The organism is Pseudarthrobacter sp. TE3704, assembly GCF_056279405.1.
Window position 1 is genome coordinate 38,183 of sequence record NZ_JBWCCJ010000010.1, and the last position, 26,163, is coordinate 64,345.

27 protein-coding genes are annotated in these 26,163 nt (G+C 63.3%); 13 read left to right on the forward strand and 14 right to left on the reverse strand.

Going from position 1 to position 26,163, the window contains the following annotated elements:
• The first annotated feature begins 21 nt into the window (after nucleotides 1-21).
• Nucleotides 22-816 carry an alpha/beta fold hydrolase gene (locus ACZ9BC_RS20850; RefSeq protein ID WP_476247603.1) on the forward strand — a complete coding sequence of 265 codons (795 nt, stop codon included), beginning with the start codon at nucleotides 22-24 and terminating at the stop codon, nucleotides 814-816.
• A gap of 626 nt (nucleotides 817-1,442) precedes the next feature.
• Here ACZ9BC_RS20850 and ACZ9BC_RS20855 read toward each other — a convergent pair.
• Both ACZ9BC_RS20855 and ACZ9BC_RS20860 read right to left on the reverse strand, forming a co-directional pair.
• A complete protein-coding gene (locus ACZ9BC_RS20855; protein ID WP_476247604.1) occupies nucleotides 1,443-2,231 on the reverse strand; it encodes a DUF2382 domain-containing protein in 789 nt (262 codons plus the stop codon).
• An 89-nt stretch (nucleotides 2,232-2,320) separates the two neighbouring features.
• Nucleotides 2,321-2,794: a hypothetical protein gene (locus ACZ9BC_RS20860; protein ID WP_476247605.1), complete on the reverse strand. Its 474-nt coding sequence runs from the start codon at nucleotides 2,792-2,794 to the stop codon at nucleotides 2,321-2,323.
• A gap of 495 nt (nucleotides 2,795-3,289) precedes the next feature.
• Here ACZ9BC_RS20860 and ACZ9BC_RS20865 point away from each other — a divergent pair, with 495 nt between their 5' ends.
• Nucleotides 3,290-3,517: a hypothetical protein gene (locus ACZ9BC_RS20865; RefSeq protein ID WP_476247606.1), complete on the forward strand. Its 228-nt coding sequence runs from the start codon at nucleotides 3,290-3,292 to the stop codon at nucleotides 3,515-3,517.
• A gap of 243 nt (nucleotides 3,518-3,760) precedes the next feature.
• Nucleotides 3,761-4,081, forward strand: coding sequence for a GYD domain-containing protein (locus tag ACZ9BC_RS20870; protein WP_079598516.1), 321 nt, complete (start codon nucleotides 3,761-3,763; stop codon nucleotides 4,079-4,081).
• 77 nt (nucleotides 4,082-4,158) lie between these two features.
• On the opposite strand, the gene ACZ9BC_RS20875 is transcribed toward ACZ9BC_RS20870, so the two are convergent.
• From ACZ9BC_RS20875 to ACZ9BC_RS20890, 4 genes are read right to left on the reverse strand one after another with little or no spacing between them, the layout of a single operon-like run.
• Entirely contained in the window at nucleotides 4,159-4,671 is a 513-nt protein-coding gene (locus ACZ9BC_RS20875; RefSeq protein ID WP_476247607.1) for a methyltransferase family protein, read from the reverse strand.
• A 4-nt stretch (nucleotides 4,672-4,675) separates the two neighbouring features.
• Entirely contained in the window at nucleotides 4,676-6,283 is a 1,608-nt protein-coding gene (locus tag ACZ9BC_RS20880; protein WP_476247608.1) for a serine hydrolase domain-containing protein, read from the reverse strand.
• Nucleotides 6,280-7,170: a potassium channel family protein gene (locus ACZ9BC_RS20885; RefSeq protein WP_476247609.1), complete on the reverse strand. Its 891-nt coding sequence runs from the start codon at nucleotides 7,168-7,170 to the stop codon at nucleotides 6,280-6,282. The genes ACZ9BC_RS20880 and ACZ9BC_RS20885 overlap by 4 nt, the downstream gene beginning before the upstream one ends.
• Nucleotides 7,171-7,173: 3 nt before the next feature.
• Complete coding sequence (locus ACZ9BC_RS20890) at nucleotides 7,174-7,803, reverse strand: hypothetical protein (RefSeq protein ID WP_476247610.1); 630 nt, start codon at nucleotides 7,801-7,803, stop codon at nucleotides 7,174-7,176.
• A 527-nt stretch (nucleotides 7,804-8,330) separates the two neighbouring features.
• On the opposite strand from ACZ9BC_RS20890, the gene ACZ9BC_RS20895 reads away from it, so the two are divergent.
• Together ACZ9BC_RS20895 and ACZ9BC_RS20900 are read left to right on the forward strand one after the other, a co-directional pair.
• On the forward strand, nucleotides 8,331-9,707 hold the full coding sequence (locus ACZ9BC_RS20895; protein WP_476247611.1) for an FAD-binding oxidoreductase: 1,377 nt from the start codon (nucleotides 8,331-8,333) through the stop codon (nucleotides 9,705-9,707).
• A gap of 200 nt (nucleotides 9,708-9,907) precedes the next feature.
• Nucleotides 9,908-11,725 carry a calcineurin-like phosphoesterase C-terminal domain-containing protein gene (locus ACZ9BC_RS20900; RefSeq protein WP_476247612.1) on the forward strand — a complete coding sequence of 606 codons (1,818 nt, stop codon included), beginning with the start codon at nucleotides 9,908-9,910 and terminating at the stop codon, nucleotides 11,723-11,725.
• A 70-nt stretch (nucleotides 11,726-11,795) separates the two neighbouring features.
• On the opposite strand, the gene ACZ9BC_RS20905 is transcribed toward ACZ9BC_RS20900, so the two are convergent.
• Nucleotides 11,796-12,692, reverse strand: coding sequence for a ketopantoate reductase family protein (locus tag ACZ9BC_RS20905; RefSeq protein ID WP_476247613.1), 897 nt, complete (start codon nucleotides 12,690-12,692; stop codon nucleotides 11,796-11,798).
• A 167-nt stretch (nucleotides 12,693-12,859) separates the two neighbouring features.
• Between ACZ9BC_RS20905 and ACZ9BC_RS20910 the strand changes: the two genes are divergently transcribed.
• The 5 genes from ACZ9BC_RS20910 to ACZ9BC_RS20930 all read left to right on the forward strand — a co-directional run bounded on the left by ACZ9BC_RS20910 (nucleotide 12,860) and on the right by ACZ9BC_RS20930 (nucleotide 16,097).
• Complete coding sequence (locus ACZ9BC_RS20910) at nucleotides 12,860-13,204, forward strand: PadR family transcriptional regulator (protein WP_476247614.1); 345 nt, start codon at nucleotides 12,860-12,862, stop codon at nucleotides 13,202-13,204.
• A complete protein-coding gene (locus ACZ9BC_RS20915; protein ID WP_476247615.1) occupies nucleotides 13,201-13,605 on the forward strand; it encodes a hypothetical protein in 405 nt (134 codons plus the stop codon). Before ACZ9BC_RS20910 ends, ACZ9BC_RS20915 begins: the two co-directional genes overlap by 4 nt.
• A gap of 110 nt (nucleotides 13,606-13,715) precedes the next feature.
• Nucleotides 13,716-14,486, forward strand: a complete 771-nt coding sequence (locus ACZ9BC_RS20920) for a type 1 glutamine amidotransferase domain-containing protein (RefSeq protein WP_476247616.1) — start codon at nucleotides 13,716-13,718, stop codon at nucleotides 14,484-14,486.
• 219 nt (nucleotides 14,487-14,705) lie between these two features.
• Complete coding sequence (locus ACZ9BC_RS20925; protein WP_476247617.1) at nucleotides 14,706-15,302, forward strand: MBL fold metallo-hydrolase; 597 nt, start codon at nucleotides 14,706-14,708, stop codon at nucleotides 15,300-15,302.
• Between the two features lie 135 nt (nucleotides 15,303-15,437).
• On the forward strand, nucleotides 15,438-16,097 hold the full coding sequence (locus tag ACZ9BC_RS20930) for a dihydrofolate reductase family protein (RefSeq protein WP_476247618.1): 660 nt from the start codon (nucleotides 15,438-15,440) through the stop codon (nucleotides 16,095-16,097).
• Between the two features lie 434 nt (nucleotides 16,098-16,531).
• On the opposite strand, the gene ACZ9BC_RS20935 is transcribed toward ACZ9BC_RS20930, so the two are convergent.
• Both ACZ9BC_RS20935 and ACZ9BC_RS20940 read right to left on the reverse strand, forming a co-directional pair.
• Nucleotides 16,532-17,245 (reverse strand): hypothetical protein, encoded by a 714-nt coding sequence (locus tag ACZ9BC_RS20935; RefSeq protein ID WP_476247619.1) that lies wholly within the window; start codon nucleotides 17,243-17,245, stop codon nucleotides 16,532-16,534.
• A gap of 283 nt (nucleotides 17,246-17,528) precedes the next feature.
• Nucleotides 17,529-17,903 (reverse strand): hypothetical protein, encoded by a 375-nt coding sequence (locus tag ACZ9BC_RS20940; protein WP_476247620.1) that lies wholly within the window; start codon nucleotides 17,901-17,903, stop codon nucleotides 17,529-17,531.
• Nucleotides 17,904-18,074: 171 nt separating this feature from the next.
• On the opposite strand from ACZ9BC_RS20940, the gene ACZ9BC_RS20945 reads away from it, so the two are divergent.
• Nucleotides 18,075-18,851 carry a DUF6308 family protein gene (locus tag ACZ9BC_RS20945; protein ID WP_476247621.1) on the forward strand — a complete coding sequence of 259 codons (777 nt, stop codon included), beginning with the start codon at nucleotides 18,075-18,077 and terminating at the stop codon, nucleotides 18,849-18,851.
• Nucleotides 18,852-18,994: 143 nt separating this feature from the next.
• Here ACZ9BC_RS20945 and ACZ9BC_RS20950 read toward each other — a convergent pair whose 3' ends face one another.
• On the reverse strand, nucleotides 18,995-19,162 hold the full coding sequence (locus ACZ9BC_RS20950; RefSeq protein ID WP_476247622.1) for a hypothetical protein: 168 nt from the start codon (nucleotides 19,160-19,162) through the stop codon (nucleotides 18,995-18,997).
• Between the two features lie 163 nt (nucleotides 19,163-19,325).
• Entirely contained in the window at nucleotides 19,326-20,426 is a 1,101-nt protein-coding gene (locus ACZ9BC_RS20955) for a hypothetical protein (RefSeq protein WP_476247623.1), read from the reverse strand.
• A gap of 85 nt (nucleotides 20,427-20,511) precedes the next feature.
• Between ACZ9BC_RS20955 and ACZ9BC_RS20960 the strand changes: the two genes are divergently transcribed.
• On the forward strand, nucleotides 20,512-21,813 hold the full coding sequence (locus ACZ9BC_RS20960) for a hypothetical protein (RefSeq protein WP_476247624.1): 1,302 nt from the start codon (nucleotides 20,512-20,514) through the stop codon (nucleotides 21,811-21,813).
• Nucleotides 21,814-21,816: 3 nt separating this feature from the next.
• Here ACZ9BC_RS20960 and ACZ9BC_RS20965 read toward each other — a convergent pair whose 3' ends face one another.
• From ACZ9BC_RS20965 to ACZ9BC_RS20975, 3 genes are all read right to left on the reverse strand, one after another.
• Complete coding sequence (locus tag ACZ9BC_RS20965) at nucleotides 21,817-22,542, reverse strand: GIY-YIG nuclease family protein (RefSeq protein ID WP_476247625.1); 726 nt, start codon at nucleotides 22,540-22,542, stop codon at nucleotides 21,817-21,819.
• 96 nt (nucleotides 22,543-22,638) lie between these two features.
• Nucleotides 22,639-24,297 (reverse strand): thiamine pyrophosphate-binding protein, encoded by a 1,659-nt coding sequence (locus ACZ9BC_RS20970; protein WP_476247626.1) that lies wholly within the window; start codon nucleotides 24,295-24,297, stop codon nucleotides 22,639-22,641.
• 120 nt (nucleotides 24,298-24,417) lie between these two features.
• Nucleotides 24,418-24,921 (reverse strand): Lrp/AsnC family transcriptional regulator, encoded by a 504-nt coding sequence (locus tag ACZ9BC_RS20975; RefSeq protein WP_476247627.1) that lies wholly within the window; start codon nucleotides 24,919-24,921, stop codon nucleotides 24,418-24,420.
• Nucleotides 24,922-25,014: 93 nt separating this feature from the next.
• On the opposite strand from ACZ9BC_RS20975, the gene hisC reads away from it, so the two are divergent.
• On the forward strand, nucleotides 25,015-26,112 hold the full coding sequence (gene hisC / locus ACZ9BC_RS20980; protein ID WP_476247628.1) for a histidinol-phosphate transaminase: 1,098 nt from the start codon (nucleotides 25,015-25,017) through the stop codon (nucleotides 26,110-26,112).
• Nucleotides 26,113-26,163 lie beyond the last annotated feature (51 nt).

Here is a 26,163-nt window from a genome sequence, read left to right on the forward strand (position 1 = left end):
GCCGGATGCCAAGCTACGTACATGGGCGCAGTTACCGTGTGCGGCCTCAAAATCAACTATCGGGTTGCGGGATCGGGCGAACCCCTCATCCTTCTTCATGGGGGCTTTGGTTTTGACAGCCGATCCTGGGGCCCGCAGTTCGACGCTCTCGGTGACGAGTTCAATCTCGTCGCCTGGGACGCTCCGGGCAGCGGAGGATCCAATGATCCGCCCGAGTCCTTCTGCATGGACGACTACGCCGACACCCTGGCCGGGTTTGTGAGGGCGCTTGGTCTGCCTCGCCCGCATGTCCTGGGCCTTTCGTTCGGTGGAGCACTCGCCTTGGCGCTCTATGGGCGGCACCCGAGCCTGCCCAGAAGCCTGATCCTGGCGGGGGCGTATGCCGGCTGGGCCGGCTCCCTCCCAGCCGACGAGGTGCAGCGGCGCGTTCAGATGATCAGCGAGGACGTCACACAGCCTCCTGAGGACTGGCTGCCCAAGTACCTGCCCGGCATGCTCACTGAGTCTGCACCGCGGGAAATGGCGGAACAGACACTCGCGCTGATGTCCGGTATTCACCCGCGAGGCAGTCTGACGATGCTTCGGGCGATGGCAAATGCCGACCTTCGCGGCATCCTCCCTGACATCGACATCCCGACGCTGGTGCTGCATGGTGACCTCGACGTGCGGTCGCCGCTGGCGGTCGGGAAGGAGCTTCACGCGAAAATTCCCGCATCGCAGCTCGTCGTACTCCCCGGCGTCGGGCACCTGAGCAACATAGAGGCCGCCGATGCCTTCAATGCCGAGGTGAGGACGTTCCTTCGTTCGCTCGAGTAACCACCACAAACCTTTGGGCAGGTACTTCGGGTTCACGAAACGCGTATCAATTACTCGGGCTCCCCTAAGGCAGGGGCCATATGGTGATGACTGGAGCCGGCGACGTGGGCGTTCGCCTGAGACCACGAACGCCTCCCCCAGCCGTCGCCGGCTCCGCATTCGGTGGCTGATTGCCCGCAGATGCCCCTTTAGCGCAGCGAAGGATCAAGATCGGCACAATAAGTCTCGATGGTGGACATACTCGCTTCCGCACAGTCCTCTGGCTTCCTAAAGTGTTTTTACAGGGCAGCAGAACAACTACGTCGAGGGGGACGTATGGGCATAAATAACTCGGTCGGGGCGAAGGAATCGAGGCCGTCGATGGAGCCGCGAGCGTCAGCTCCTGTTCCAGTTCCGCCTAAGAGCCGCTTGGTAAGGCCGTGCGCGGCGCAACAGACCCCGCCCCGAAGAGGCCGGGAACATGAAGTCCAGCGGCTGATCCGCGACCTCGCCGCCCTTGCAGCCAGAAATCGTCCCTCAGTTCCTTAGGAAGGTTCGTTATCCCAACCGGCGGCGGGAGCCCTGCCGTCTGGCCGGGCACGCCAAAGGCCCGGGCTTACTCCCCGGGCCTTTGAGCGCAGATTTGTTTAGCGGCGGGTGCCGTGGGTTCCGTCGGTGTCGATGTTTTCCTTGCGGACTTCCTCGTTGACGGTGACGTTTTCGGTCACGGTGTCCTTGTCCAGGCGGACCCGTTCGACCGGGACGGTCTCCTTTTCCACCACGGGGCGTTCTTCGTGGAGGATGACTTCGTGTTCTTCCTCGCTGATCGCGGGTCCATCCATCGCGGCGCCCACGTTCGCGTCCGTGATGGGCTCGCGCTCGATCCTGACTTCTTCACGCTGCACCGGTACGGTCTTGGTGACGTTCTCGGTGATGACGTACTTGCGAAGCCGGGCCCGGCCTGCAGCCTGCTTTTCGGTGCCGACGTGGAGCCGCTCTTCGGAGCGGGTCATAGCATCATCAGTCGTTGGGCCAGAGGTGTCATGACCCACGGTGCCCGTCCGTTCGCCGGTGTCGGCTGTGCCGGTCCGGGTGGTGGTGCCGCTGTAGGAGGTACCACCACCGAGGTTGTAGTAGGTGTACAGCCGATCTTCCTCAGTAGGTTCGAGGTGGCCGTCTTCAGCAACGCGCGGCGCATCCTTGACCTGGTCCTTGCCATAAGGCACGACGATGTCGTTGCCCTCGGTGCGTGCACCTTCCAGCGGGACGAACGATTCGGACGAGCCGAAAAGCCCGGTCTTTACAGTGACGAAGGAGGGCTGGCCTGTCTCATCATCGGCGTAGACCTGGCCGATGGAACCGATCTTGTTCCCGTCACCACTCAGGACGTTACCGCCGGCGTTGAGCAGGGTGTCAATGTTTTCCTTGGCGAACATAGTGTCTCCTTGGATTGATTTCAGGGCCTTTGGCTTTTTGCCAGATCAATACTAAGCACGCTTACTATTGATCTGGCAAGCCGCTCACCTCAAATCCGTCCAGCGGCGAGTTCGGGGTCATCATCAGAAGTGGTTTTCCCCGTCTGCACAGTTAGCGAGGGCGCAGACTCTTCCCCTGATGCCTGCAGGGAGCGCCACACGCCCACCCCGGCCCCCGCCGCGAGCAGCATCGCGCCGATCCACCACCATCTCCTGGCTGCCGACTTACCCGCTTCCACCGGGACCTCAGCAGTGGCTTTCGGCCCCACACGCTTCAGCTGTTCCCGCACCCGGGGAGTCAGCGTCTCCACACCGCCTGCAAGCTCGTCCGCCAGCCCGCGCAAAAGCATTTGCAGGCGCGGGGACGCGGTTTCGATGCCGGTATCCAGGCCAGCCACCGCTCTTTGCAGAGCAGCCTGCACACCAGGGGTGGCCCATTCCCTGCCCCTGGCCAGACGGGTGGTGAGGTTTTCCAAAAGATGGTGGAGCTGCTCGGTTTCAGTCATGGGTTCTGCCGTACGCATGGATGCCTCCTGTATGGGATGGATGCCCATAGCCTACGGCCGGCGGCGTGACAGAAGAAAGGGTGTTTGGCCCGGACTGGAAGACCTCCGCAGTAGGTACCAGCGCCGGTATGACGAGTAGTCAGCACTGAGAAAACGGGTAGAGGATGCAGCCCGTTTCGGGCCTAAACTCAGTCATGGGTACGATCCCGTCAGTAGTCCTAATCTTCGGTGCAGCTTTCGCTTGGATGGGATTAACGGTCTTCGTACTCCTACGGTTGCGGCGCCGCCGCAAAGGGTCGTCGCTGGTGGCTTCGGCTGCCCCTCCCGCCGGCCCGGACAGCGAACTCCCCTACAGGCCTTGGCGCGGGGTACACCCCATAACCGGCCACCATCCAGCCCGGCACCGGAGGCCGGGTGTCAGGAAAGTCCGCACATAAAGGGCGGTCCGAGGCGTCGAACCGCCAACAACAACGCAAACTTCCGGTTCACAGTGATCAGTTCTTTGGGGGAGACATGGATACCGGGACAATCCTCGGATTCACTTTCGGATACTTTGCCACCCTTGCCGGCGTGTTCATGCTGTACTTACCCATCGTCGTCCTCATCGTTGTGCTGTTGATTGCAGCAGGTGTTCTCCAATTACTGCTCCTGCCGTTCATCGTCCTGGTGCGCAAGGTTCGCCGGTCAAAGCCCAAGCCGGACATGGACGCAGCATGGCTCTTGACACAGGCTGAGCCGTAGCCGGTCCATCTGCTTCGTCTCCGCAGGAATGGCCGCGGTTTAGGTGCGGGGCATTGGGTATCCCCAGCGTATTGACTGCCCTTAACCGGAGGAATAGCGTCTGCGCTAGCGGGGCAATTTGCCCCGTTTTCACCGAGTGAGGCGCCGCGTCTGTGCCACTTCGGCCGTGCTACAGCGATGTTTTCCGGGTGTGAAGTTCCTGCGGCGACAACCGGGATGAAGATGCAGGAAAGGGAAAAGACCATGCCAAAGTATCTGTTTGAAGCGACGTACGTGGGCCAGGGAATTAAAGGGCTGATGAAGGAGGGCGGCACCGCGCGGCGGGACGCTCTGGTGGAGGCCCTCGGCTCGGTAGGAGGATCATTGGAGAGCTTCTACTACGCTTTTGGTTACTACGACGTCCTGGGTGTTTTTGAGGCGCCGGACGATGCAAGTGCCGCTGCACTATCGCTGCTGATCAACTCGACGGGGAACGTCAACGTCCGCCTGAAGCCGCTCCTGACCGTGGAAGACCTCGACAACGCCGCCAAAAAGACGCCGTCCTACCGGGCGCCGGGGCAGTAGGGGAGCCACACACCGAACCCAGCGGGCCGCCGTCGTGAATTACGACGGCGGCCCGCTGGGTTTGGCGGCGAAGGCGCCTACGCGCGGGGGAGCCCAAGATAGCGTGGAATCCTTTGCGCGTAGCCGGGGTAGGACTGCGGAAAGAGCTCCGCGAGGGCAGCTTCTTCGGCGACGACAAAGCGGTGCTCCACCAGCAGTTCGGCTGGCAGCAGCGCGAGGACCCAGGACGAACCGGCCAGGACTCCCGCGCCGAGTTGAATGAGCCACCAGCCCACATACATGGGATGGCGGGTCACCGCGTAAGGGCCGGTGACCACCAGATCCTCCGGCCGCTCCAGCTCGAAGGGGCCCGCCGAGTGGCGTCGGCGTTCCGCCAGGGCCCAGGCATTGAGGCCGGCGCCGGCAATCAGCAGTCCCGTTCCCGCCAGCCGGTGGATGGAACGGGAACCGGGAAGCGGCCGGGGGCGAAGCCTGGCAAGGAGGAGGTCGAGGGCCATCCCGGCCACGACTGGCGCCGGCAGGGGAAGGTTCTCGTAGGCAGCCTTCAGCCGCGCCGCCAGGGTATGCGCAGAACTGATGTCCGCCGCCATGGTTTCAGGGTACGCCGCGGCGCAGTGCCTGGACGAGCAGCCAGACGGTCCGCGGGACACCCCAGAAGATGGCCAGTCCGAGCACCGGCACCAGCGAGACGCCCACGTCCGGGAACTGGCGGATGATGACCAGCAGGTCGGTGTCGAACCGGGCGGGCGCGTAGATGAAGCAGAGCCACAGGGCGAACGCGTCGAGGGCGAGCGCCGCCAGGCCCGCCGCCAGCAGCGTAAGCCTCCCGCCGCCGTCGTATATCCCACCCCAACGGACCAGCACCCGAAGTGCCAGCCACAGGCTCAGCAGCTCCGCCACCAGCAGTCCCAGCGCGACTGCCCAGCTGTAGCGCTGCAGCCAGTCCTCCTGGACGACGGCGGGGATGGGCTGCTGGCCGTGGAGGATCCGCAGGATGTTCGTGTCGATGGCCTTGAGCCGGGAGGGAGCCGAGGTGTCGTTCGCGTTGATGACCAGGGCAAGGCCGAGGCGGGAGTCCGGAACCATCGCCAGGCACGTATGGCTGTTGCCCCACTCGCCCTGGTGCTCGGCGAGCAAGGGCAAGGAGGCATTGTCGGCGGCCTCCGCGGCAGGGACGGATTCAACAAGCGGGCGGGTGAACCACCCCATCGCGTACATCTTTGCCCCGTCAACCCGGACCCCAGGCTCGAGCATGGCCCGGACGCTGTCGGGCTGAAGGATGCGCGCGTCCCGGAATTGCCCCTCGTCCAGCAGCATGCTGAGCTCCCGGCCCAGGTCATTCGCGGAGGCGTACATGGTGCTCGACGGCATCCCGGTGGTGGGCGCGGGCACCTCCGTCTGCTGCCAGAACGTGCCGAACCACAGCGAGTGGCCGGCGGCGGCACCATCCGCACGGGCAGCAGCGCGGGTCGGATGGCTGTGCTCCATGTCCAGGGGTTCGAAAACATGCTGCCGCATGTAGTCCCCGAATGGCTGCCCGCTCACGCTCTGCACCAGGAGGCCCAGGACGTTGAAGTTGGCGTTGGCGTAGCCGAAGGCAGCACCCGGCACTCCCGACAGTGGGGAATCGGCGAGGTCCCGGACGCCTTCTTCGAGCGCCTCCGGGTCCTGGGCGAAGGAGCCTTCGAAAGCGGTGTCCCGGGACGCCATGCCGCTGGCCTGGTGCAGCAGGTGGCGGACGGTGATGCCTGACGCGCGGCTGTCCTGCAGGGTGAACCACGGCAGGTAGGTCCGGACGGGTTCGTCCAGGCGGAGCCGGCCGGCTTCGACCTGTTGCATCACGGCGATGGCGGTGAGGGACTTGCTGGTGGAGGCCAGCAGCACCGGGGTGTCCGCGGTCATCGGCCGGCCCGAGTTGTCGGCGCTGCCGTAGGCGGCGGTATGCACCGGGATGCCGTTGTGAACGACGACGACGGCGGCGCCCGGGAGCCCGATGGCGGCCATTTGTTCCTGCAGGAAAGCATCCACCGCTTCATACGTTTGTTGGCCAGGGACGACGGCGGGCGGGGCTTTTGAGACGACGGCGGCGGCGTGTGCGAAAGGACTTAAGAGAACGGCAACAGCCAGGAGGCACAGCAGGAAACGACGCGAAAACCGGGAGCTTCTTCGCACGCCTGCAGCTGCCTCGGCTGATGTCGTCACCGGTCCGGTTCCCCGGTCCGCCGGTGGCGGTGGTGCAGCTCGTAGCTGTCGAACACGTCGGAAGAGGTGGTTCCGGCATGGCCGAACTTGCCGCGGAGGACCTCCGCGAGGCCATCCAGGGCCGCGTGCAGCATCCGTCCGGCGAACTGGAGTTCCCGGCTTTCGCTCCGCTCGGCGTCCGATGCCAGCTGCTGGGCGTAGGCAACCGTGGCGGGCAGGGAGCTCCGCTGGTCCATGTCACCGAAATAGTAGGTTTCGTGGAACGCCACCAGGTCTATACCCACGGTGGCTACGTTCCGGGCCAGCGACTCCAGCAGCCCGGCTGCATGGGCGGGTTCCAGTGCCGCTACACCATCAGGGCCGGCCGCCTCCCGGAACAGGTTCAGCTGGTGGGCGAGAGCCCGGCGCCGGTTTAGGGCAGGGTAGGTCTGCAGGATCCAGGAGACCGTGGCGGTCAGCAGCCCGAAGCCGGTCACGGCCTGCAGGGCGGAGACCAGCCGGAGCAGAGGACTGGCAGCCACGATCTCGCCGAACCCCACAGTGGAGAGAGTGACGAGCGAGATGTAGAGGGCTTCGGCAAAATCGGCCCGCTGCGGAACACCGGCCCCGTAGACAAAGCCGTCGGGCAGGTGGGGCAGGTACAGCAGGGCCCAGCCGATGGCAGCCAGGCTTGCCCAGGTGGCGATGACGGTGGCCATGGCCAGGGGCGCTGCGACGGAGGATGCCCGGCCCCGGACTTTCTTCGTCAGCAGCCAGATTCCCCGCATGATCGCGCGCCCGGTGGGACCGGAATCGTGCGGATACAGGAGCGTGCGGAAGACGTCCGCGAGCATCAAGAGAATCAGCCCGGCCCCCAGCACCGTCCAGAGCGTATCCGCGATGTCCATGCCTCATTTTAGGGGCGGCGGTTGGCCCGTATCCGCTGATGGCTGCCGCTGGCCGCCCCGAAGAACCAGCGCAACCCCGGTAGCCAATTCAATGCCATAAATGGTCAGGGGTGGAAGGTCGCCGGTGCCGGCAAGCACGCCGGCGAAGGTTGCTGCGCCGCCAAGATTCAGCCAGCCGGGCCAGCGCGGAAAACCGGCGTGCGTGCGGGACCGCTGGAGAAGGGCGCCGCCAAGGGCCGCCATGCCCGCCAGGCTCACCCACACATACCCTTGGAATGGCCACGCGGGCTGCCGCCCCAGCGCGAAGCCCTCGGGGTCGGTGAACCGGGCTGCCAGGTCCACTGGGAAGAGGGCAGCTCCACCGGCCAGGAGGACTGCGCCGGCTTGGGCGAGCCGCCGCCCGGCCAGTTGCTCCTGTGCGCCACCCGCGCGTCCCAGGTCCCACTCGCGGGCGAGCACCGCCACACCGGCAGGCAGCACAATTGTGCCCGCGGCGAGCAACACGGTCTGCGCCCTCCACTGCACGGGGTTTGCCAGCAAAATCTCCAGTTTGCGTTGCGGTTCCCGTTCCACGTAAACACGCGAGACAGGCATGAAGGCCCCGGCAAGAAAAGTCGCGGACCCTGCAGCCATGACAGCACCCGCAGTTCGGGTCCCTCTACGCAGCAGCCGGCTCATGTAACGACGGTAGGCCCGACCACCAGCAGGTACAAGAGCCCCCTGTAGGGCAGCCAAATGGACGGGCGCCCTGCTTTGTGAGAGGCTTCACAGGTTTTCGTCGGCCACGATGATCCCCGGCCTCTAGACCAGCCTCGGCCGCGCCACCACCCATCGCCTTGCAGGTGGCCATCCTCTTTTCCTACCGCTTCTTGACCTTGAAAACGGGCAGGCGTAGCTTACGGTTAGTCGTCGGCCCAAGGGTGTCCCAAGCTTCGCCCGGCAGCGTCGCCGGCAGGCGCATATTCGAGAATCACGCCGGTGCTGCATGCCACCTACATGCAGCAGCGGCGCATCCGGTCTCCGCCGCTGCTTCAGGGCCGCCAGGCCTGTTCCCGGGCTCATCCCGGGCCTGCAGCGGCTGCATCATTAACGTCCCGCACGGCCGGGGGATGCCGTGCCAAGTCCCCGAGCGGCCACGCTCGGGGCGAATGGAAGTCTCCATGGACAACAACGGATTTCAGGCCCTACAGGAAAAAGTCCGGGGCCACGTCATCACTTCAGACCACCCCCAGTACGACGCATCGCGAACCGTCTATAACGGCATGATCGACAAACGTCCCGCCGCAATCCTGCGGGTTTCGCAGGTCGCGGACGTCATTGCAGGAGTGAACTTCGCCCGCGACAACGGCATGGACCTCGCGCTGCGGGGCGGCGGTCACAGCGCCCCCGGGTTCGGAACCTGCGACGGCGGACTCGTGCTGGACTTCGCCGGCCGCACCGGCGTCCGGGTAGACCCTGCTGCTCAGACTGCCCGGGCTGAAGCAGGCACCACCTGGGCCGACTTCAACCACGCAACAAACGCGTTCGGGCTTGCAACAACCGGCGGCATTATTGGATCCACCGGGGTTGCCGGACTGACGCTTGGCGGCGGCATCGGCTACCTGGCCCGTAAGCACGGCCTGTCCTGCGACAACCTCATATCCGCGGATGTGGTCACCGCAGAGGGAAAGTTCCTCACGGCCAGCGCCACTGAGAATGACGATCTCTTCTGGGCGTTACGCGGCGGCACGGGTAATTTCGGCGTGGTCACGTCCCTGGAATTCACCCTGCATCCGGTGGACGTGGTCTACGGCGGTGTGGTGATCTACCTGCTCGAGCATGCTGAGGCTGTTGGGCAGCTGTACCGGGACTACATTGCCACGGCTCCCGAAGACATGGGGATCTTCTTCGGATTCCACCAGGGCCCACCGGTTCCCTTCCTGCCGGAGGAGCACCACGGCAAACCCGTGGTGGTTGTGGTGGGCGGCTGGACCGGTCCCCACGATGAAGGCGAGCGGCAATGGCAGCAGTTCCTTGATGTCGCCCCAGTCGCCGGGTCGTTTGTCGGCCCGCTCCCATACCCGATGCTCAATACCTTGTTCGACCCGCTGCTCCCGAAAGGCCTTCAGGCATATTGGAAAGCGGAGTTCCTTCCGGAGCTGAGCGACGACGTGATCGATGTTGCCCGGAAATTCGGAGCCGGCGTGCCCAGTCCCCAGACCGCCAATCATTTCTATCCCATCAACGGTGCGGCGCAACGCGTGGGAAAGGATGAGACTGCCTTTCCTTACCGGGATGCCAACTTCTCGGTAGCCATCGCCGGAATGTGGGAGTCGCCTGAGGACAACGCGGCCAACACGAGGTGGGTCAAGGACTACCACCAGGCCCTGCATCCCTATGGAGCCGGCGGGGGCTACGTCAACTTCCTTGATGCTGACGACCAGCCCAGCATCGAGGACAACTACGGCGGCAACTACGCCAGGCTGGCCAGGATCAAGGCGAAGTACGATCCCGGCAACCTGTTCCATGTCAACCAGAACATCAAACCCGCGGCCTGAAACAGGGGAACAGCGTTCCCTCATCTCAGAGCGGGTCCGACGGCGGCAGGCACCTTGGGCGGGTCCTGCCGCTTGATGAGTGGTTACGTGGGCGTCCACTTCCCGTGGCCTACCCGTGGGTAACCGTTTACCTGGTCCTGTGAGGGTGGATGCTGCCGGCTGGAACCGCCGGCAGCATTCACTCGACCCGGAGGACCTTCGTGTACTTGATTGCCAGACCGTCCAAGTTGCATCCCGCCCGGCCTGTGGCCCTGACCGCCAGCACCCTGGCCGTCATTGCGGCAGCGTCCCTGATGAATCCTTCTGCTAGCAACGCCGCCGAGTCCACCGATTGGGCGGCCGCCTACCGCGGAAGCGTGAATGTGGTCGAGGGGCCTGACGAGAACCAGCAGGCCATCGACGGCGTCGCCTTCGTGGACGAGGACCAGGACTCCGTGCAGGACGGAAACGAGCGCGGCCTGGCCGGGGTGACCGTATCCAACGGGCGTGACGTCACGAAGACCGACAGCCAGGGCCGCTACGAGCTGCCGGCCTTCGACAACATGACCGTCTTCGTGACCCAGCCCCGCGGCTACCAGGTTCCGGTGGACGGGGACAACGTGGCCCAGTTCTTCTACCACCACCTGCCGGCCGGTTCGCCGGAGCTGAAGTTCGGCGGCATCGAGCCGACCGGAGAGCTGCCGGACCAGGTAAACTTCCCGCTGGCCCAGAGCGGCCTGACCCAGTCGCCTGAACAGCACTGCGTCATCGGCGGCGACGTCCAGACCTACGACCAGGAAGAAGTGGGATACGCCCGCACCGGCGCCTTCGCTGACCTGGCCGCGCGGACGGACTATGCAGGCTGCGGTGCCCTGTTCATCGGCGACGTGGTGGGCGATGACCTCTCGCTGTACCCGCAGACCCGGGAACTGGCAGGCATGCTGAACGGCCCGGCCCGGTTCCTCCCCGGCAACCACGACCTTGACTTCGATGCCACCAGCAGCGAGCACACCTTCGACACGTTCAAGGCCAACCTGGGTCCGGAGTACTACTCCTACGACGCCGGCAAAGCCCACGTCGTGGCCCTGAACACCGTGGAGTTCCCCACCAAGCTCCCGGCCGCCAAGGGCGACTACACCGGTTCGTTGGATGAGCAGCAGCTGGAATGGCTGCGCAATGACATCGCCCAGGTGCCGCAGAACCAGCTGATCGTCCTGGCAGCACACATCCCGCTGCTCGACTACGCAGACCAGGGCAGCAGCAAGCACCAGGTGGAGCAGGTCAAGGAGATCTACAAGATCCTCGAAGGCCGCGAGGTGGTCGCGCTGGGCGGACACACCCACAGCATCGAGAACCTCCGCGAAGGCGACTCCCTGGCAGGCTGGTCCGAACTGTTCGGCATCGACGCCCTGCCGTTCACCCACATCACCGCCGGCGCCATCTCCGGCGACTGGTACTCCGGACGCCAGACCACCGAGGGCTACCCGCTCGCTTACCAGCGCGACGGCGGCCTTCCGGGCGTGCTGACGCTGGACATCAAGAACACCGAGTTCCAGGAGCGCTTCACCGTCCGCGGCGAGGACGAGTCACTGCAGATGTCCCTGGGACTGAACACGCCGCGCTACCGCGAGTGGTACGCCCAGAACCTGGCCAACAAGGGCAGCGCCCCCGAGTTCACGGACCCGCTGACGGTCTCCCGGGACGAGCTCGCCAACACCACCTGGCTGACCACCAACTTCTGGATGGGCAGCACCGGCTCCACCGTGAAGGTACAGCTCGACGGCGGCCAGGCAGTTGAGGCGGTCCGCACCCAGCAGATGCAGGGCGAAGGCCAGCTGGTGGGCGCTGAATGGTCCGACCCGGTTGCCGTCCAGGAGCAGCTGGTCAATGGCGGAAGCCTGGCCGACCGCATGATGCACCTGTGGCGCCTGGAGCTGCCCGCCGACCTGGCAGCCGGCGAGCACACGGCCACGGTCACCGCCACCGACGTGTACGGCCGGACGTTCACCGAGAACCTGACTTTCACGGTCACCGGATAACGACGTAGTCCCGCTGCACAGCGGTTACGGAAAGCCCTGGTACGGCGTACGTGCCAGGGCTTTTCCGCACTCAGCGGGGGAGGCTGGCCCTGATCTGGATGAGGGTGAGGTCCAGCAGCGGCGTGGGGACGTTGAGGTCACGGGCCCGGCGCGCGAGGTCGCCGAGGATGTGCTCGGCTTCGGAGGGCAGCTCTGCGGTGAGGTCCCGGTACAGGGAGGAAGTGAAGGCCGAGCCCGGCTCGGTGAGTATTCCCACCGCCTGTGCGTGAGCGGCGTCGGAAACGGGATGTCCCGCCGCTGCCGCCACAGCTTCGGTTTCGCTGATGGCCTCCAGGATCCTGGACTGCCCGCCGGCGTCGAGGATCCGTCCCACCGGCGCCCGGAACAGGCAGTTGACGATCCCCGCGGCGGCGATGAAGGCCCATTTGTCCCACAGCGCGCCCCTTACGTCGTCTACTACCGAGAAGTCGACGCCGGGCACGTCCAGAGCTTCGGAAACCTCCGGAGGGACAGCGTTTCCGTTCAGCCCGCCAACCATCAGCGAAGTGAGAGGCACCTGCTGGCGGACCACATCGCCGTCGAGCGTGGCGACGATCCGGGCCAGGCCGCCGAGCACCTGCCCCGGGTACTGCTGCTCCAGCAGGTCCACATGGGCCATGCCGTTGAGGATGGGAATGATGCTGGTTCCAGGCCCGACGAAAGCGCCGATTTCGCCAAGTACGCCCTCGAACGCGGTGGCTTTGACCGTGACGAGGATCAGGTCGAAGGCCTGTGACCCGTCCGGGGCGGTGATGGTTTTTACCGGATGCGTCCGGTCAGCGGTGGGGGAGACGAAGCGCAGCCCGTCGCGGCGGAGGACCTCCTGCTTGCGCGGCCGCACCAGGTACGTGATGTCCCGTCCCGCTTCCTGCAGGAGGGTACCGAACGCCCCGCCTGTTGCTCCGGCTCCGACGACGAGTATCCGCATGGGTGCATCCCTTCCGCGTAGTTTTCAAGATTATTGACCTGGCCCAGAAGGCACCACCTGCTGCGCTCTATATCCGGTGTTCCAAGGCTAGGCGGTTCAGCGGACATCGAGTACCGATGTTTGGACCGTTGGTTGCGAAACTACCTAGTTAGTGACACTATCCATTTGTGGAAGATCTCGACCTTGACCAAGAGCTGACCCGCGCCGCACTTTCGCAGGCTGTGCTCGCGGTGCTCAGCCACGGAGAAACCCATGGTTATGCCATCGCGGAGGTCCTCCGGCAGCACGGCTTTGCACGGATCAAGGGGGGAACTTTGTATCCGCTGCTGAAGCGACTGGAAGACCAAGGCTTTGTTGAGCACACCTGGCAGCACCACCAGGCGGGTCCGGGCCGCAAGCAATTTACCCTTACTGACCCCGGCCGCCACGAGCTGGGCCGTATGGCAGATGCTTGGCACAGAATGAGCCGGGCCCTCACCGAACTCCGAACAAACCGACAGGAAATGCCATGAGCTATGAGCGAAATCTAGCCTTCAACCTCAGAGTTCGCGGCTTGTCCGAAACTGAAATCACAGAAGTTCTCGACGACGTGCGAGCTCATCAGGCGGCATCAGGAGCCCCTGCGGCAGCGGAATTCGGCCCCGCAGATGAGTACGCAAAACAGTTCGCCAAGACGAAACGCAGGACGTTGGGGAAGACCATCACAACTGTCGGAGTAGCGTTGGCAATTGCCTATGTTCTCCTCGCGGTACTCCTGATGCTCCTGTTCAAAATCGACATTCGGGATTTAGTTGGTCGAGACACGCTTCTACCGGCCGTGGTACTGGTTCTGGCCAGCATCCTGGCCGGATTCCTGACCGACTACTTCAGGCCGCCACAACGCTCACGCGCCGCGGCGGAGCACAGCCTCTGAGAATTCTCCCCATCTGCGAGCACCAGAATGCCCAGCCACCTATGCCCCGAAGCCTGGGTAGCCCGAAAAGGGCTGGGCGTAGGGTGGGAGTCGGACGAAAGGAGCACTTCATGAAGAAAATCCTCATGGTACTGACCAGCGTTTCCGAGATCGGCGATACGGGAGAGAAGACCGGCTACAACGTGGCCGAGGCTGCACATCCCTGGAAGGTGTTCAAGGATTCCGGGCATTTCGTCGACTTTGCGTCCATCCAGGGCGGCCAGCCGCCGCGCGACGAGGTAGACAGGAAAGACCCCATCCAGGTGGCCTTCACGGAGGATGAAACCACGCGCGCAGGCCTTTATAACACTGCCCGTGTCGACGTCGTTGATCCGGACCAGTACGACGCCGTCTACCTCGTGGGCGGCCACGGCACCATGTGGGACTTCCCGGACAGCGAAGGCCTGCAGAGCCTGGTGGCCCGCGTCTACAACAACGGCGGCTTGGTGGGCGCGGTCTGCCACGGACCGGCCGGCCTGCTGAACGTGGAACTGGAGAATGGACTTCGCCTCGTCGAGGGCCGGAGGGTGGCCGCCTTCACCAACGACGAGGAGGTCGCCGCAGGCAAGGACAAGGTCATTCCGTTCTTCCTGGCAGACCGGCTTGAGGAACAGGGCGCCACCCACGTCTCCTCCGGTGTCTTCGAGGAAAGGGTCGTGGTTGACGACCGCCTGGTGACCGGCCAGAACCCGGCGTCAGCTGCCGGTGTGGCCAAGGAGATGGAGAAGCTCTTCGCGGCGGTCATCCACCAGGAAAAGGCCGAGGAACAGCATGACGCGGAGGCTCTGCGCGCCGAGAAGGACGCGATTAAGGCGGCTGCTGCTGCCGAAGCGGAGCAGTAACCCGACGCTCACTGAGACTGGCGGACACGCTGCAAGGACGGGAGCTGCCGAAAAGCAGCTCCCGTCCTTCCCGGTGGCACCTCCCACCCACACCAGGTAGCTTCCAGCTTTCGAGTGTGACGCCTTGAAGATGTGACGAAGGCGGCTCATCCTTGCAAGTAACGCTAACCGAGGCTGCCGAGGTGACCTATGTTGGAGCTTGCCCCTGGGGTTCATCAATTGACCGGGTTTCCCCGCCACAAGATCAACGTCTACATCGTTGAGGACATCCTGGTGGATGCCGGCACGGTACTGGCGAGAGGGCGCATCCTGCGCCAAACGCGCGGACTGAATTTGAGGGCGAACCTCGTTACTCACGCCCACCCTGACCATTTTGGCTCCTCTCGGGCTATCTGCACCAAACTCAACCTTCCGCTGTGGGCGGGTGCGTTGGATGCCCCGTCCGTCCAATCAGGCAGACCAGTCACAGGGCCGGGCCGGCTGTCCCGGCTCTTGGGAAAGTGCAAGATGGCGCCTGGACGAACGGTGGACCGGTTACTCAAGGAAGGCGACGAGGTTGGCGGTTTCACCGTGCTTGATGTCCCCGGACACACACCAGGGCATATCGCGTTGTGGCGCGAATCTGACAGGGTGCTGATCTGCGGGGACGTCTTCTTCAACCTCCGTCGCCTGTCCCAGCCTCCCGGCATCCTCACGTGGTCGCCGGAGCGCAACAGAGAGTCCATGCGCCGCCTCGCAGACCTTCAGCCACGACTCGTTTTGTTCGGCCACGGCAAACCGGCTGCATACGGCCCGTCAGAACGCATGGCATTTTGACGGGGTGCTGGCCGGTCAGTTGTTGTCACGGTTCCCTGCCCCGGGCCACGCTCAGGTACGCCTGGCATAGGCCCCTTGAGCGGTTGGGACCGATCGCCATACAGTGACTGCCAACGACACTTCAGGAGAGACGACATGTCCCTTGTCCGCGTGCATAACTTCTCGGTCTCCCTCGACGGCTTCGGCACCGGTGAGGGCCAGCAACTGGACGCTCCGTTCGGCCACGCAGGCACCCGGCTGCTGGAGTGGGCCTTCGAGACGCGGACCTTCCGCGCGATGGGCATCCATGGGGAATCGGAAGGATCCTTCGGCATCGACGAGGCGTTCGCCAGCCAGTGGGGACCCGGGGTCGGCGTCGAAATTATGGGGCGCAACAAGTTCGGCCCTCAACGCGGTCCGTGGGAGAACGAGGACTGGAAGGGGTGGTGGGGCGATAACCCTGTATTCCACACCCCTGTGGTTGTCCTGACACACCATCCCCGGCCGGTCCTCGAGATGGAAGGCGGAACAACCTTCCATTTTGTTGACGCGGACCCCGTCTCCGCGCTGGAGAAGGCCCGCGCCCTGGCCGGGGGACTGGACGTCAGGATCGGCGGCGGCGCCAGCACTGTGCGGCAGTTCCTGGAGGCCGACCTGATCGACCACATGCATATTGTCCTCGTGCCGATCCTTTTGGGCCGGGGCGAACGGCTCTGGGACGGGCTCGAAGGACTCGAAGAACGCTTTGACATTGAAGCGACCCCTTCTACCCAAGGCGTGGTGCACCTGGTCTTTACCCGTCGCCCGGCCCGTTGACCCGTCACGCTGGGGAGGGCATGAGAACGCGTCCAGGATTCCCTCGGTCCCCCTCTCAGTCGCGGTAGTGCTATTGCAGGTGAACGAGGCGTTGTGCTCGTTCACCTTCAAAGGCCAGGTTGCGGCTCCGGCAGCGTTCAACGATGGCGCCCACGTTCGGTTCTCGGGCTATGCCATTACCCGTGTCAGGGGAGGCGGTCCGGCCGTGACGCCCGTAAGGTCGATTTAGGGGCACCAACCGAGACGGCGAGCTGGAAGGGCAAAGCTCGATCAACGAGCTGCTCGACAAGCCCATCGGCGACAAGCCAATCCAGCTGCCGTTGCCGTTCCATCTCCAGGTCCGGCCGGGGGAATTCCGCCGCGCGTCCTGAGGCGCGGCCAAGGTATGACGACGGCGGGGCTCGCCTTCCCGCCGTCGTCTCGGAACTTTGTGTTCAGAGGTCGTGCGGGCAAATTTCGGTGCCCGCCAACCCAGGCCTTCCCTGCCCGAATGAGGGTTCGTCGTCGCTTCCCGCCCAGATGACACCGCCTCCGGGGCAGGGCATCACGTCGAACGCGCGGCCATCAAGCTGCGCCCGCAGGTGGCTTCCGTCATCCTCGACCACTTCCCAGCCCGCCGCCGGCAGCGCTCCCCGATAGTGCTGCAACACGTCGGCGCCTCCTGAGAGCTTGAACCAGCGGGTACAGCCGCCGACGCCACTCATACCGCCACCCTTGAAGTGGCCGATGTGGCTGATGGAATCGAACGTCTGCTGGGCCTCACGATCTGCGCTGGCCATGGGTTCATCGGTACCCTCGGTCACGCATTGCGGAGCGGAAACAAACTGGTTTTCCATCTTCTGCCCCAGCGCCGCGGGGGTGACAGCGAACATCCCGAGCAGCATGAGGACCGGGATGGCCACGGCCATCAGCCGCATCCAACGTCGTGTCGAGACCATGAAACCGATCATGGCAACCACCGCGACCAGACCGAGCCCCAATCCGGAGGGTCCGGCCGTGAGCCCCCACGTGAGACCCTCCAGCGGGGTACCGCTCACATCACCGTAAATTCTCATGAATTCGTAGTGGACCATCACGGCCAAGACCGCCAGGCCTGCCCCAACGACGAGCAGCACTGCGGCAGAAACGGCTCGGCCGGTCACGGGCATGGCTCATTGTATTCCCGGCCGAGTCCTCGAGACAGGGGGGCGAAGTCCATGGCCTGCTCCGCCGGCGGTAGTGCGAGTGCGGGGGATGGGCGTGAAATCCGACAAGCTGGCGCTGGGATTTGTATCCTGCACGGACTGTTCAAGCGCTGGTCGGGGTTCCTCCGCGCACCCTTGTCTCTTGAGAGCCACAACCAAGAGAACGCGTCCCCCAAGTCAGATGTGTGACTGCGGAGCCCCTCCTCACTTGAACCGTTCCGTTGAGCTCTTTAGCCCGGGTTAGTCACTAGATGGGCGGCTGCTGTTCGTTGCGCTGCTCACTGTAAACCAGATGCGCCGGTGTCTGCGGTGGCGAGTAAGGCGCAACAGCGGAAACCTTCGCGTTCCCCGACGGCGCTCCGGGTGCCCCGGGTGCTGGCAGAGGCAACGCGTCGATTTTTACCAGACCCCTGTAAAGGCCGACCACGGTCATTATCGACCCAACCAGGGCTACCAAGAAACAAATGAAGGCCAATATGCCCGTCGCTACAGAAGAATCGCTGCTGTAGTAGGACGTGGCCGTGGACGCGGACACGATCGCGAAGATGGTACCCAGCACATAGCCAATAAGTGAGAGAACAAAGCCGGTCGCGAAAATGCCGGCAGAACGCTTGAATTCCAAAGAAACCCCATGAATAGAACGAATAACCTTCAAAGGTTACACGGCGCAATCGGACTAACTGCTGCCTTGCCTAGCACTGCTTTCGTGATGAAGCTCGCCGGTCTCGATCTCGACCTGTTCACGTTGTCTTCCTTCTCCGCCTTGCCTTCCAAGTAGGCCAAGAAGCGCCCATTGCTGACTGTCAAGACCCTCAAGCGCCTCGGCGCCGACTACAATGCCTTGTGCTCAATGAGAGCGGAACCTCTTCAGATATCGGGGAATAGAGAACTTATGCCGGATGAACAAGTAGAGTCTAGGCTTTTCTCTGTTGTTGCAGCTATTCCGGAGGAAATTGCCCTCAATCACCTCCAGGAGTATTACGGGTTTGGCGCGTGGGAGGGGCGAGCCTATACGGGATCCCACTTTGATGGCCTTCCTAATGGGGCGACTGGCAGACTAACAGCGGAGGACATCGTCGCCGTCGCTTGTCTATCGATACACCTGCCGGCGGCAGCGTCAGTTGAGATCCTCAGAACACAGGCCGACGAGATCGCGGCTCTCCTGTCAGACATTCCGAACTCGAACCTCGAGGACATTCCCGTCGAAGAGCACGAAATGTGGTTTGGCGAGGGTTCAGCGGCTCTTAACTTATGGCGGCTGCTTCGGAAGCACGATGGGATCGGTCCGACTACCGCAAGTAAGCTCATGGCTCGCAAACGGCCCGGACTTGTCCCAATATATGATTCCGTCGTCGCGCGCGTGACCGGGTTCCACACCTCTGCCGGTACATGGTGGGGTTGGCACTACGCGTTTTCTCATGACGAGACGCTGAAAAATTACTTGGAGCAATTACGGGAGTCAGTTGGGCTTAAGCGGATCTCCTTGCTGCGCATCCTGGATGTTGTTCTTTGGATGGACGGTAAGGGGTTTGAACAGCCCGAGCGCGTTGACGACGAGGTAGGCGCCTAACAATGCCTGGTGGAGCGGCTCCTGCGGTTCCCGGCGTGCCGCGGGTGAGGATGGGGTTCAACTTGAGGTTACCCCTGTCAGTTGGATAATCGACAAGGACATTTTGCTCTTCCACGACTCGCCGCTGAAGTCCACCTCGGGGATCAGAATGGGTTTTCCGTCAGGCACTTGGATCCGTACTGGTGGATTTCGGCTCCGTAGGCGAACGCGGTTATAGTCACCACGACGCCGCGGCTGCTAGCCGCACTCACGAGCGATTCGAGGTCGGACAGACCCATCAGGAAGCGGTTGTGGCCGGAGGCCAGCACCACGGAGCGGCTGTCTCCATGGCACGGCGCCGCGACGTAGCTGGCAGGGGAGAACGGAAGAAGTGGTCAAGCGCTAACCGCATGAGGCCAGGAAACCTGCTTGCATCAGCTGCCGTTGCTCGACCGCTCATTCAGTATCCACGGCAATTTGCTGATCATTCTGACGCTAAATTGGAGAATCCAAACGAAAAGCTTTGGTAACCTCCGTTAGCGTCAGCTCATGGCGGAGTTTGCACGCGCTATTTTGGTTGGCAAATAGGCCCTTGAGCCAAAAGGCGTCCGAAAGGCTAACCGTGTGTTCCCAAGACACTGGCACCACGTACTCGTTGGTATCAGGGCCATCCGCAGGCACCGTCTCCTGTAGCCCGTAATCACCTTCGAGGTTGAGTTGCCTGAAATAGACTTCGCTCCCATACTCCGTGAGTACTGCACTCAGCGCTGGGACCGCAGGTCCAGTCACCGTTCCGACCCCAACATAGCCATGGCCTGGAACGTACACGAAAATGCGTGCACCTATGGGCAGTTTCCGTAATGAACGGGAGTACCATTCCCCACCGCCCGCGGACACGAACCCATATATCTTTGCGTCGTTCCAACTCCGCGTTGAATTTTCTAAGCCGAATGCTACATACCCCTCAGAGCCATTCCAGGCAGCCTTGCTGGACCTTTGCTTTGTGCTACCAGATGGGCCGACCTGGCGTGTGGATGGAATAAGCCACGTCCGTGCGAGGTAGTCATTGCCTTGGTCTGAGAAGTAGCGAAAGAGCATGACGTTGATGGGTACTGCATAGGTTGAGCTAAGATACTCGACAATGCGCTCAGTGCTGTCGTCCAGGTCGCTGGCAACAACAGTAATCGAGTGGGCCTCATTGAGGTCGTCTGGTGTGGGGGTTCCACCGAAGCGTTCGGCAAAGGCGACATCGAAATCAGTGCCGGGATTGTGCCTGTTGAAAATGTCTCTTATGTCTTCGTTCGATAAACCTTGTACCCACGAGGCATAGTCCAGGGCTTGTGCGACGATTTCGCGCGGAGTCTTGTCCCGTTTAAGTTCAACGATGTGAACAGTGCCTTCAATGTCGATACCCAAGATGTCGATGAGTTTTCCATGGTCCGTCAGAACTTGATGGCCAATCAGGAGTAACTCTGTTTCGAGAATCGCCGGATCGTCGAGAATTAGCTGTTCTAAGCGAGACTCAAGCGGCATCTTGGCTGGCGTCAACTGAACGGCCTTGTCTGTTACGCGCCAGAGGCCGATTTCTAGAGGCAATGGGGTCCTTTCTTGAAGACTTGCAGCGTGCCGCGGTCCATCGGCAGTTCGTCATGCGAGATTAGCACTGTGTGACAATGTGCCTATGAAAGCAGAAGATACCGGGGAAATTGCGCTGCATGTGAACGGAGATTCGGCGATTGCCGTGGGAGATCCGGCGGCGTTGGCTCTGTTGTTTGAGCGCCTGGACGTTGACGCCACCGCATCTGTCCCAGTGGGGCAGGCTATCGCCGATACAGCAGCAGCAGTCAGTGGCCTGAGCGCCGTTGGAATGACGCTCACGGGCAACTGGTTCCAAATGACGCCGGAATCGCTAGGCAAATTCCACGAGCTCAGTGCCTTCAACTCTCCTGTCAATGGCGTTTTCAGCGCAGCCCTGCGCGGGGAAGAGGGCAGATTCGAGGCTGTGGCAAAGCTGGTCCATGCAGGCGGCATTAATCCAACGTCAGTGGCCAACGTTCACGCTCTTGCTGCTGCCATGGCCCTGCGCATGGCCGTGAAAAACCTCGAGGACCTGGTAAAAACGCTCGACGTCAAGCTTGACCGGGTGCTGCAGGACAGCCGTACCCGCGAGATGGGCAACGTGCAGGGCATTACCCATGTCCTCTCGAAGAGTTACGGGGTATTCGAAGAGACCGGCATTATTACGGCGACGTCCTGGGATCAAGTGACGACTCACTCGACGCAGTTGGCCCAATCGCACGCCGTGGCACTTGATCATATCGAGTCGCTGACCCGCGGCCTTTTGGTCGACAACTTCAAAAAGCAGGTCGAAAATGCCGAGTTTGCGAGTGGTGGGGAGCTCCAGCATTGGCTTGTACTCACCGCTGTCTGCCTCGCGAATATGGCTCGCATGGACGCGCTAGAAGTTGCGCATGCGAGAACCCATGACGCGGCATCCCTGGCGAGCCACGCCGCAGCCACCAAGGGGGCCAGCGAAGAACGTCTCGCGAAGACCAAAGATAGTATGCAGGCTCTGGCGGATGCTGCCGTAATTGCGGGCAACGTTAATGCTCTCAACCGAGTTACCAGTCCTTTTGCGGCAGCCAGAATTGAAAAATCTACGGCGAAGATCCGGAAGCTACTTAGCGCGTTCTCGAAAGCCTTCGGCATGCCGTCAATCTCCGAGCATGTCGAGCGTCGCGCGTGGCATGAATCGGTTCTCGACCTGGCCCAAGAAGTCGGCGATGGTGTGGTTGGCGCAGCGACGGTAGTCACGACCGGCATAGCATCGGCACCCAAAGCGATCGGTGCGGCTGTGGAAGATTCCGTCCTGGTGCTTGCAGAACAAATCCGGACTCGTCGGGAGTCTGAACCTAACGATGCCGTCCAGAAATCTGCTGCGCCGGTGGATGCCTCGCCGAGCAAAGAAACAGACGGTAGATAGCGTCTATGGACGCACGGCGGCTGCTTTCCACAGTTTGCCAACCTCGGATGTGTACCGCTGTTCCGGGGTCATTGAATCTTTGTTCATTGGTGCCCGGGATTCATTTCGCAGCACCTTTTCGACGCTATCCAAAGTTTCGTCATCATTAATAATCCTGAAACTCATAAGTAGATTGTTGGTCATCCACTCCGTCAGGAGAGCGTTATGCTCCTCTGCGATGCGAGGATGGGCAGATTTCCCTTGCCAGACACCGGGAAAACCCATTAGCGAAGCCAAGGTTCTACGCAATGTAGACCCGGCAGTCGGCAGCTTGTGGTGCTTGGCCCTGGTGCGAAGGTTGTTTGCCTTGCCCACGTAGATGAGATCTCCGCTTCTTAATGGTGAAAGGTTGCCTGGCCAGTTGAATGGTTGAGGCAATTCACCGCACAAAAACCACCTGTAGACACCGGGCTGATTTTTCGTACTTGCCCAAGCAGATTCGCATTCAGACGGACTAGACCAAGTTCCAGGCGAGCATGTGGTGGGTGTTGGAAACTGAAGTGGGGGAATGACTTCAGCAGGCTCGTTTTTTAGTCCGCGTCGGTTGCGGATGATCCACATGTCATTGTTGATAGTCGAGTAGTGGACTCCCAACTGGGCTGCAATGTTGGCACTGGACATCCCGGTGGCTGCTAAACGTTCCACTTTCAGTAGGCGCATGTCTCGGCGGCTTTGCATCGGGATTTTCAACTTTTGTTTCGGGAGGTCAAGCCTTCTCAGACTCAGCCTCGACTACAAGGTCCTCGACAATACTACGCAGGCAGCAGTCGCGTCCCCTTGGCTGAGTTACCCCGCCACAGTTGCCTTGGCCGCCCGGGACGCCTCCATCCACTCGCTCAGCCACGGGGCCCGGACGCTCGACGTGATCCGGCAGTCGGCCACGAAGGTTCCCTTGGCGCCGGCGTCGATCCAGTCCGTGAGCGCGGACAGATCCGCCAGTGAGCGGATGATGGCCGACTCGGCGCCGAGCGCGCGGGCGACGAGGCTGAAGTCCACCTCGGGGATCAGCATCGGCTTTTCGGTCAGGCCCTGGGAGCCGTACTGGTGGATTTCGGCCCCGTAGGCGGCGTCGTTGTAGATCACCACAACCGCGCTGCGGGCTGTGCCGATGAGCGATTCGAGGTCGGACAGGCCCATCAGGAAACCGCCGTCGCCCGACGCCAGCACCAGGGTCCGGCCGTCCTCCACTGCACGGGCCGCCCCGACGGCACTCGCGAGTCCCAGCCCGATGGACTGGAAGGCGGTCCCCACCATCACCAGGTCCTGCGGCCGGGGGATGTTCCAGTACATGGGTGCCCAGCCGATGAAGTGCCCGCCGTCCTGCACCACCGTGCGGCGCTCCGGCAGCACGGCATCAAGCGCCGTGGCAAGGGAGCGCGGATCCAGCCGGCCGTCCGGTGTCTCGTCGGTGCCGGGGTGGTGCCCCGGCCCGGAAGCCAGGCGCCGCCGGGCTTCCGCACGCCACCCTTCCGCCGCCGCCTCGCCATCCAGCAGCGACAGGAGACGTCCCGCCGCGGTCTTCGCATCAGCACTGACGAACACGTCCACGCGCGGGTTGGTCGCTTCCAGGCCGGCGTCGATCTGGATGACGGTGCTGTCCGGGCCGAGCAGGTGCCCGAACCGCATGGTGAAAGGACTCAGGCTCGCCCCGGCCACCAGGACAACATCGGCCTCGCCCATGAGTTCGGTCGCGGTGTCCGTGCCGAAGCCGCCCGCGACGCCGAGGTACCCCTCGCCCTGCAGGAGGTTGAGCGCCAGGGCGGTTCCGGCGGTCAGCGCGCCCAGGCGGTCGGCGAGCTCCCGGAGCTCGGGGCCGGCGCCGGCGAGGTGCGCACCGCGCCCGGCCAGGATCAGCGGCCGCTTGGCCCCGGCGAGCAGGCGGGCTACCTGCCCAAGGCCGCGGTCGACGTCGTCCGCCACCTTTGCTGCCGACTGCTCAGGCAAGTCCTCTTCCGGCGCCTCGAGTGCTGCGAGGTCGTAGGGAATGGCAAGGACGACGGCGGTGCGCCTGGTGAGTGCGTACTCCACCGCCTGCCGGGTGATGGCGCCGGCGGCGTCTCGGGTGACGGTGAAGGTGGCCGCGCCGAGGCCCGTGGCGATGGCCGCTTGGTCCACATCCCAGGGCCGGGCACCGCTGCTCGGTGTGTCGCCGGTGACCAGCACGACGGGGATCTGCGCCTGCACCGCCTCGGCGAGGGCCGTGAGTGCGTTGGTGTAGCCGGGGCCGTAGGTGGTGGTGCCCGCTGCAAGGCGGCCGGAGGTCCGGTAGTAGGCGTCGGCCGCGGCGATGGCGGCGCCCTCATGGCGGACGGGGGAGAATCGGATGCCCTGCTTCTCCGCGGCGTCCAGGAAGTAGACGTTCCCGTTGCCCATGACGCCGAAGACATCGCTGACATAACTGCTAAGAACCTGGGCCACACGGCCTGACACGGTAAGTGAAGTCATGCAGGAAGCCTGTGCGGCAGGCCCCGGATAAGCAATAGCACCGTTCCTGGTTGGGATATTTGGCAGTAAGGGAAGGATTGGACTGAAAATTTGCCCAGTTGTGGTGCGCATCACCCCCACCTAGTCTGCGGTACGGGATTCCTGCTCGGACAGCCGGCTGATGAGGCCGTCGTAGCGGGGCGGCATGAGCTCCAGGATGGAGATGGCCGTGCTGGTCCGTTCGATTCCGTCGATTTCCAGGATCTCGTTGGTGATGCGGTAGAGGTCGGCGGTGGACCTGGCCACTACCTTGGCCATGAGGTCCGCGTCGCCGGTGGTGGCGTGCACCTCGATGACCTCCGGGATGGCGGCGAGCCCGTTCTCCACCGATCCGGTGCGCGTCTGGCTGATGGACAGGGAGAGGAAGGCCATAAGTTCGTAGCCCAGCGCGGCGGGGTCCAGCCTCCGGCTGAAGGAGCGGAGGGCGCCGCTGTGCTCCAGCCGAGCCAGCCGGGCATGGACGGTGTTCCGGGCGACGCCGAGCGTCCGCGAGAGTGCCAGAGCGCTGGCTTCCGGGTCCTTGTCGAGGGCCAGAATGATCCGGCCGTCCAGGGAATCGAGGGTGCGAGAGGTCGCGATGGTCATATTTTCACCACATGCAGTAGAAGTTGAGCAGTTGTCCCAATGGCTAGAGCGTATCTTGCAATGTGGGCGGGATCACAACCATGATCGATTTTCATGACCCCTGATCAGCTCCTGACCAGACCGGGCACCGCGCTTCCCACCCTTAGAAGCGCTGTCACCGGACTTCCGTCCTACGTCCCGGGCCGGCGCAGCGCCGGCGTGGACGTCGCAGCCCTAGCCAGTAACGAGAGCCATTACGAGCCGCTGCCTGCAGCAATCACTGCGGTGGCCGAAGCTGCTGGCAAGATGAACCGCTACCCGGACAGTGCCGCCGTCGAACTCCGCGAACGGATCGCCCGCCACCTCGGCGTCACGGCCGGGGAGGTCGCGGTGGGGCCGGGCAGTGTTGGCGTCCTCCAGCAGATCATCACCGGACTGTGCGACGCCGGGGATGAGGTGATCTTCGCGTGGCGCTCCTTCGAGGCCTATCCCATCCTGGTTGAGCTGGCAGGCGCCCGGCCGGTCCGCATCCCGCTGGACCACCTTGAGGGCCACGACCTGGATGCGATGGCCGCGGCCGTCACCGAACGCACAAAGGTCATCCTGCTGTGCACCCCCAACAACCCGACTGGCGTGCCGATCAGCTACGAACGCATCGAGGCCTTCCTGCAATCCGTCCGCTCGGACATCCTCGTGGTGATCGACGAGGCCTACGTGGAATACGCCGAAGCCGGCAGCGGCCCCGATTCCCTGGCGCTCTACCGCGCCTACCCCAACGTCTGCATCCTGCGCACCTTCTCGAAGGCCTACGGACTCGCCGGACTGCGGGTGGGATACGCCGTGGCGGCGCCGGTCATCGCCGAGGGACTGCGCCGCACCGCCCTTCCATTCTCCGTGAGCGCGCTGGCCCAGACGGCGGCTATCGCTTCACTGGACGCGGGGGAGGAGATGGAAGCGCGCGTCGCCGTCGTGAAGCAGGAGCGCGCCCGGATGGCCGCGCTGCTGGAAGCCCGGGGCTGGAAACTGCAGCCGAGCCAGGGCAACTTCCTGTGGATCCGCGCTGATGACGAGCTCCGGGCAAGGCTTGTGGAGGCGTTCGACGGCGCGGACATCCTGGTCCGGGCGTACCAGGGCGACGGCGTGCGGATCACAATTGCCGACCCTGCCTCTAACGACCGCGTGCTCCGGATCCTGGAAGCCCACGCGGCCTAAAACTCTTTTGACACCCAACCCCAATCCGTTCCACCTACTAACCAGAGGAAT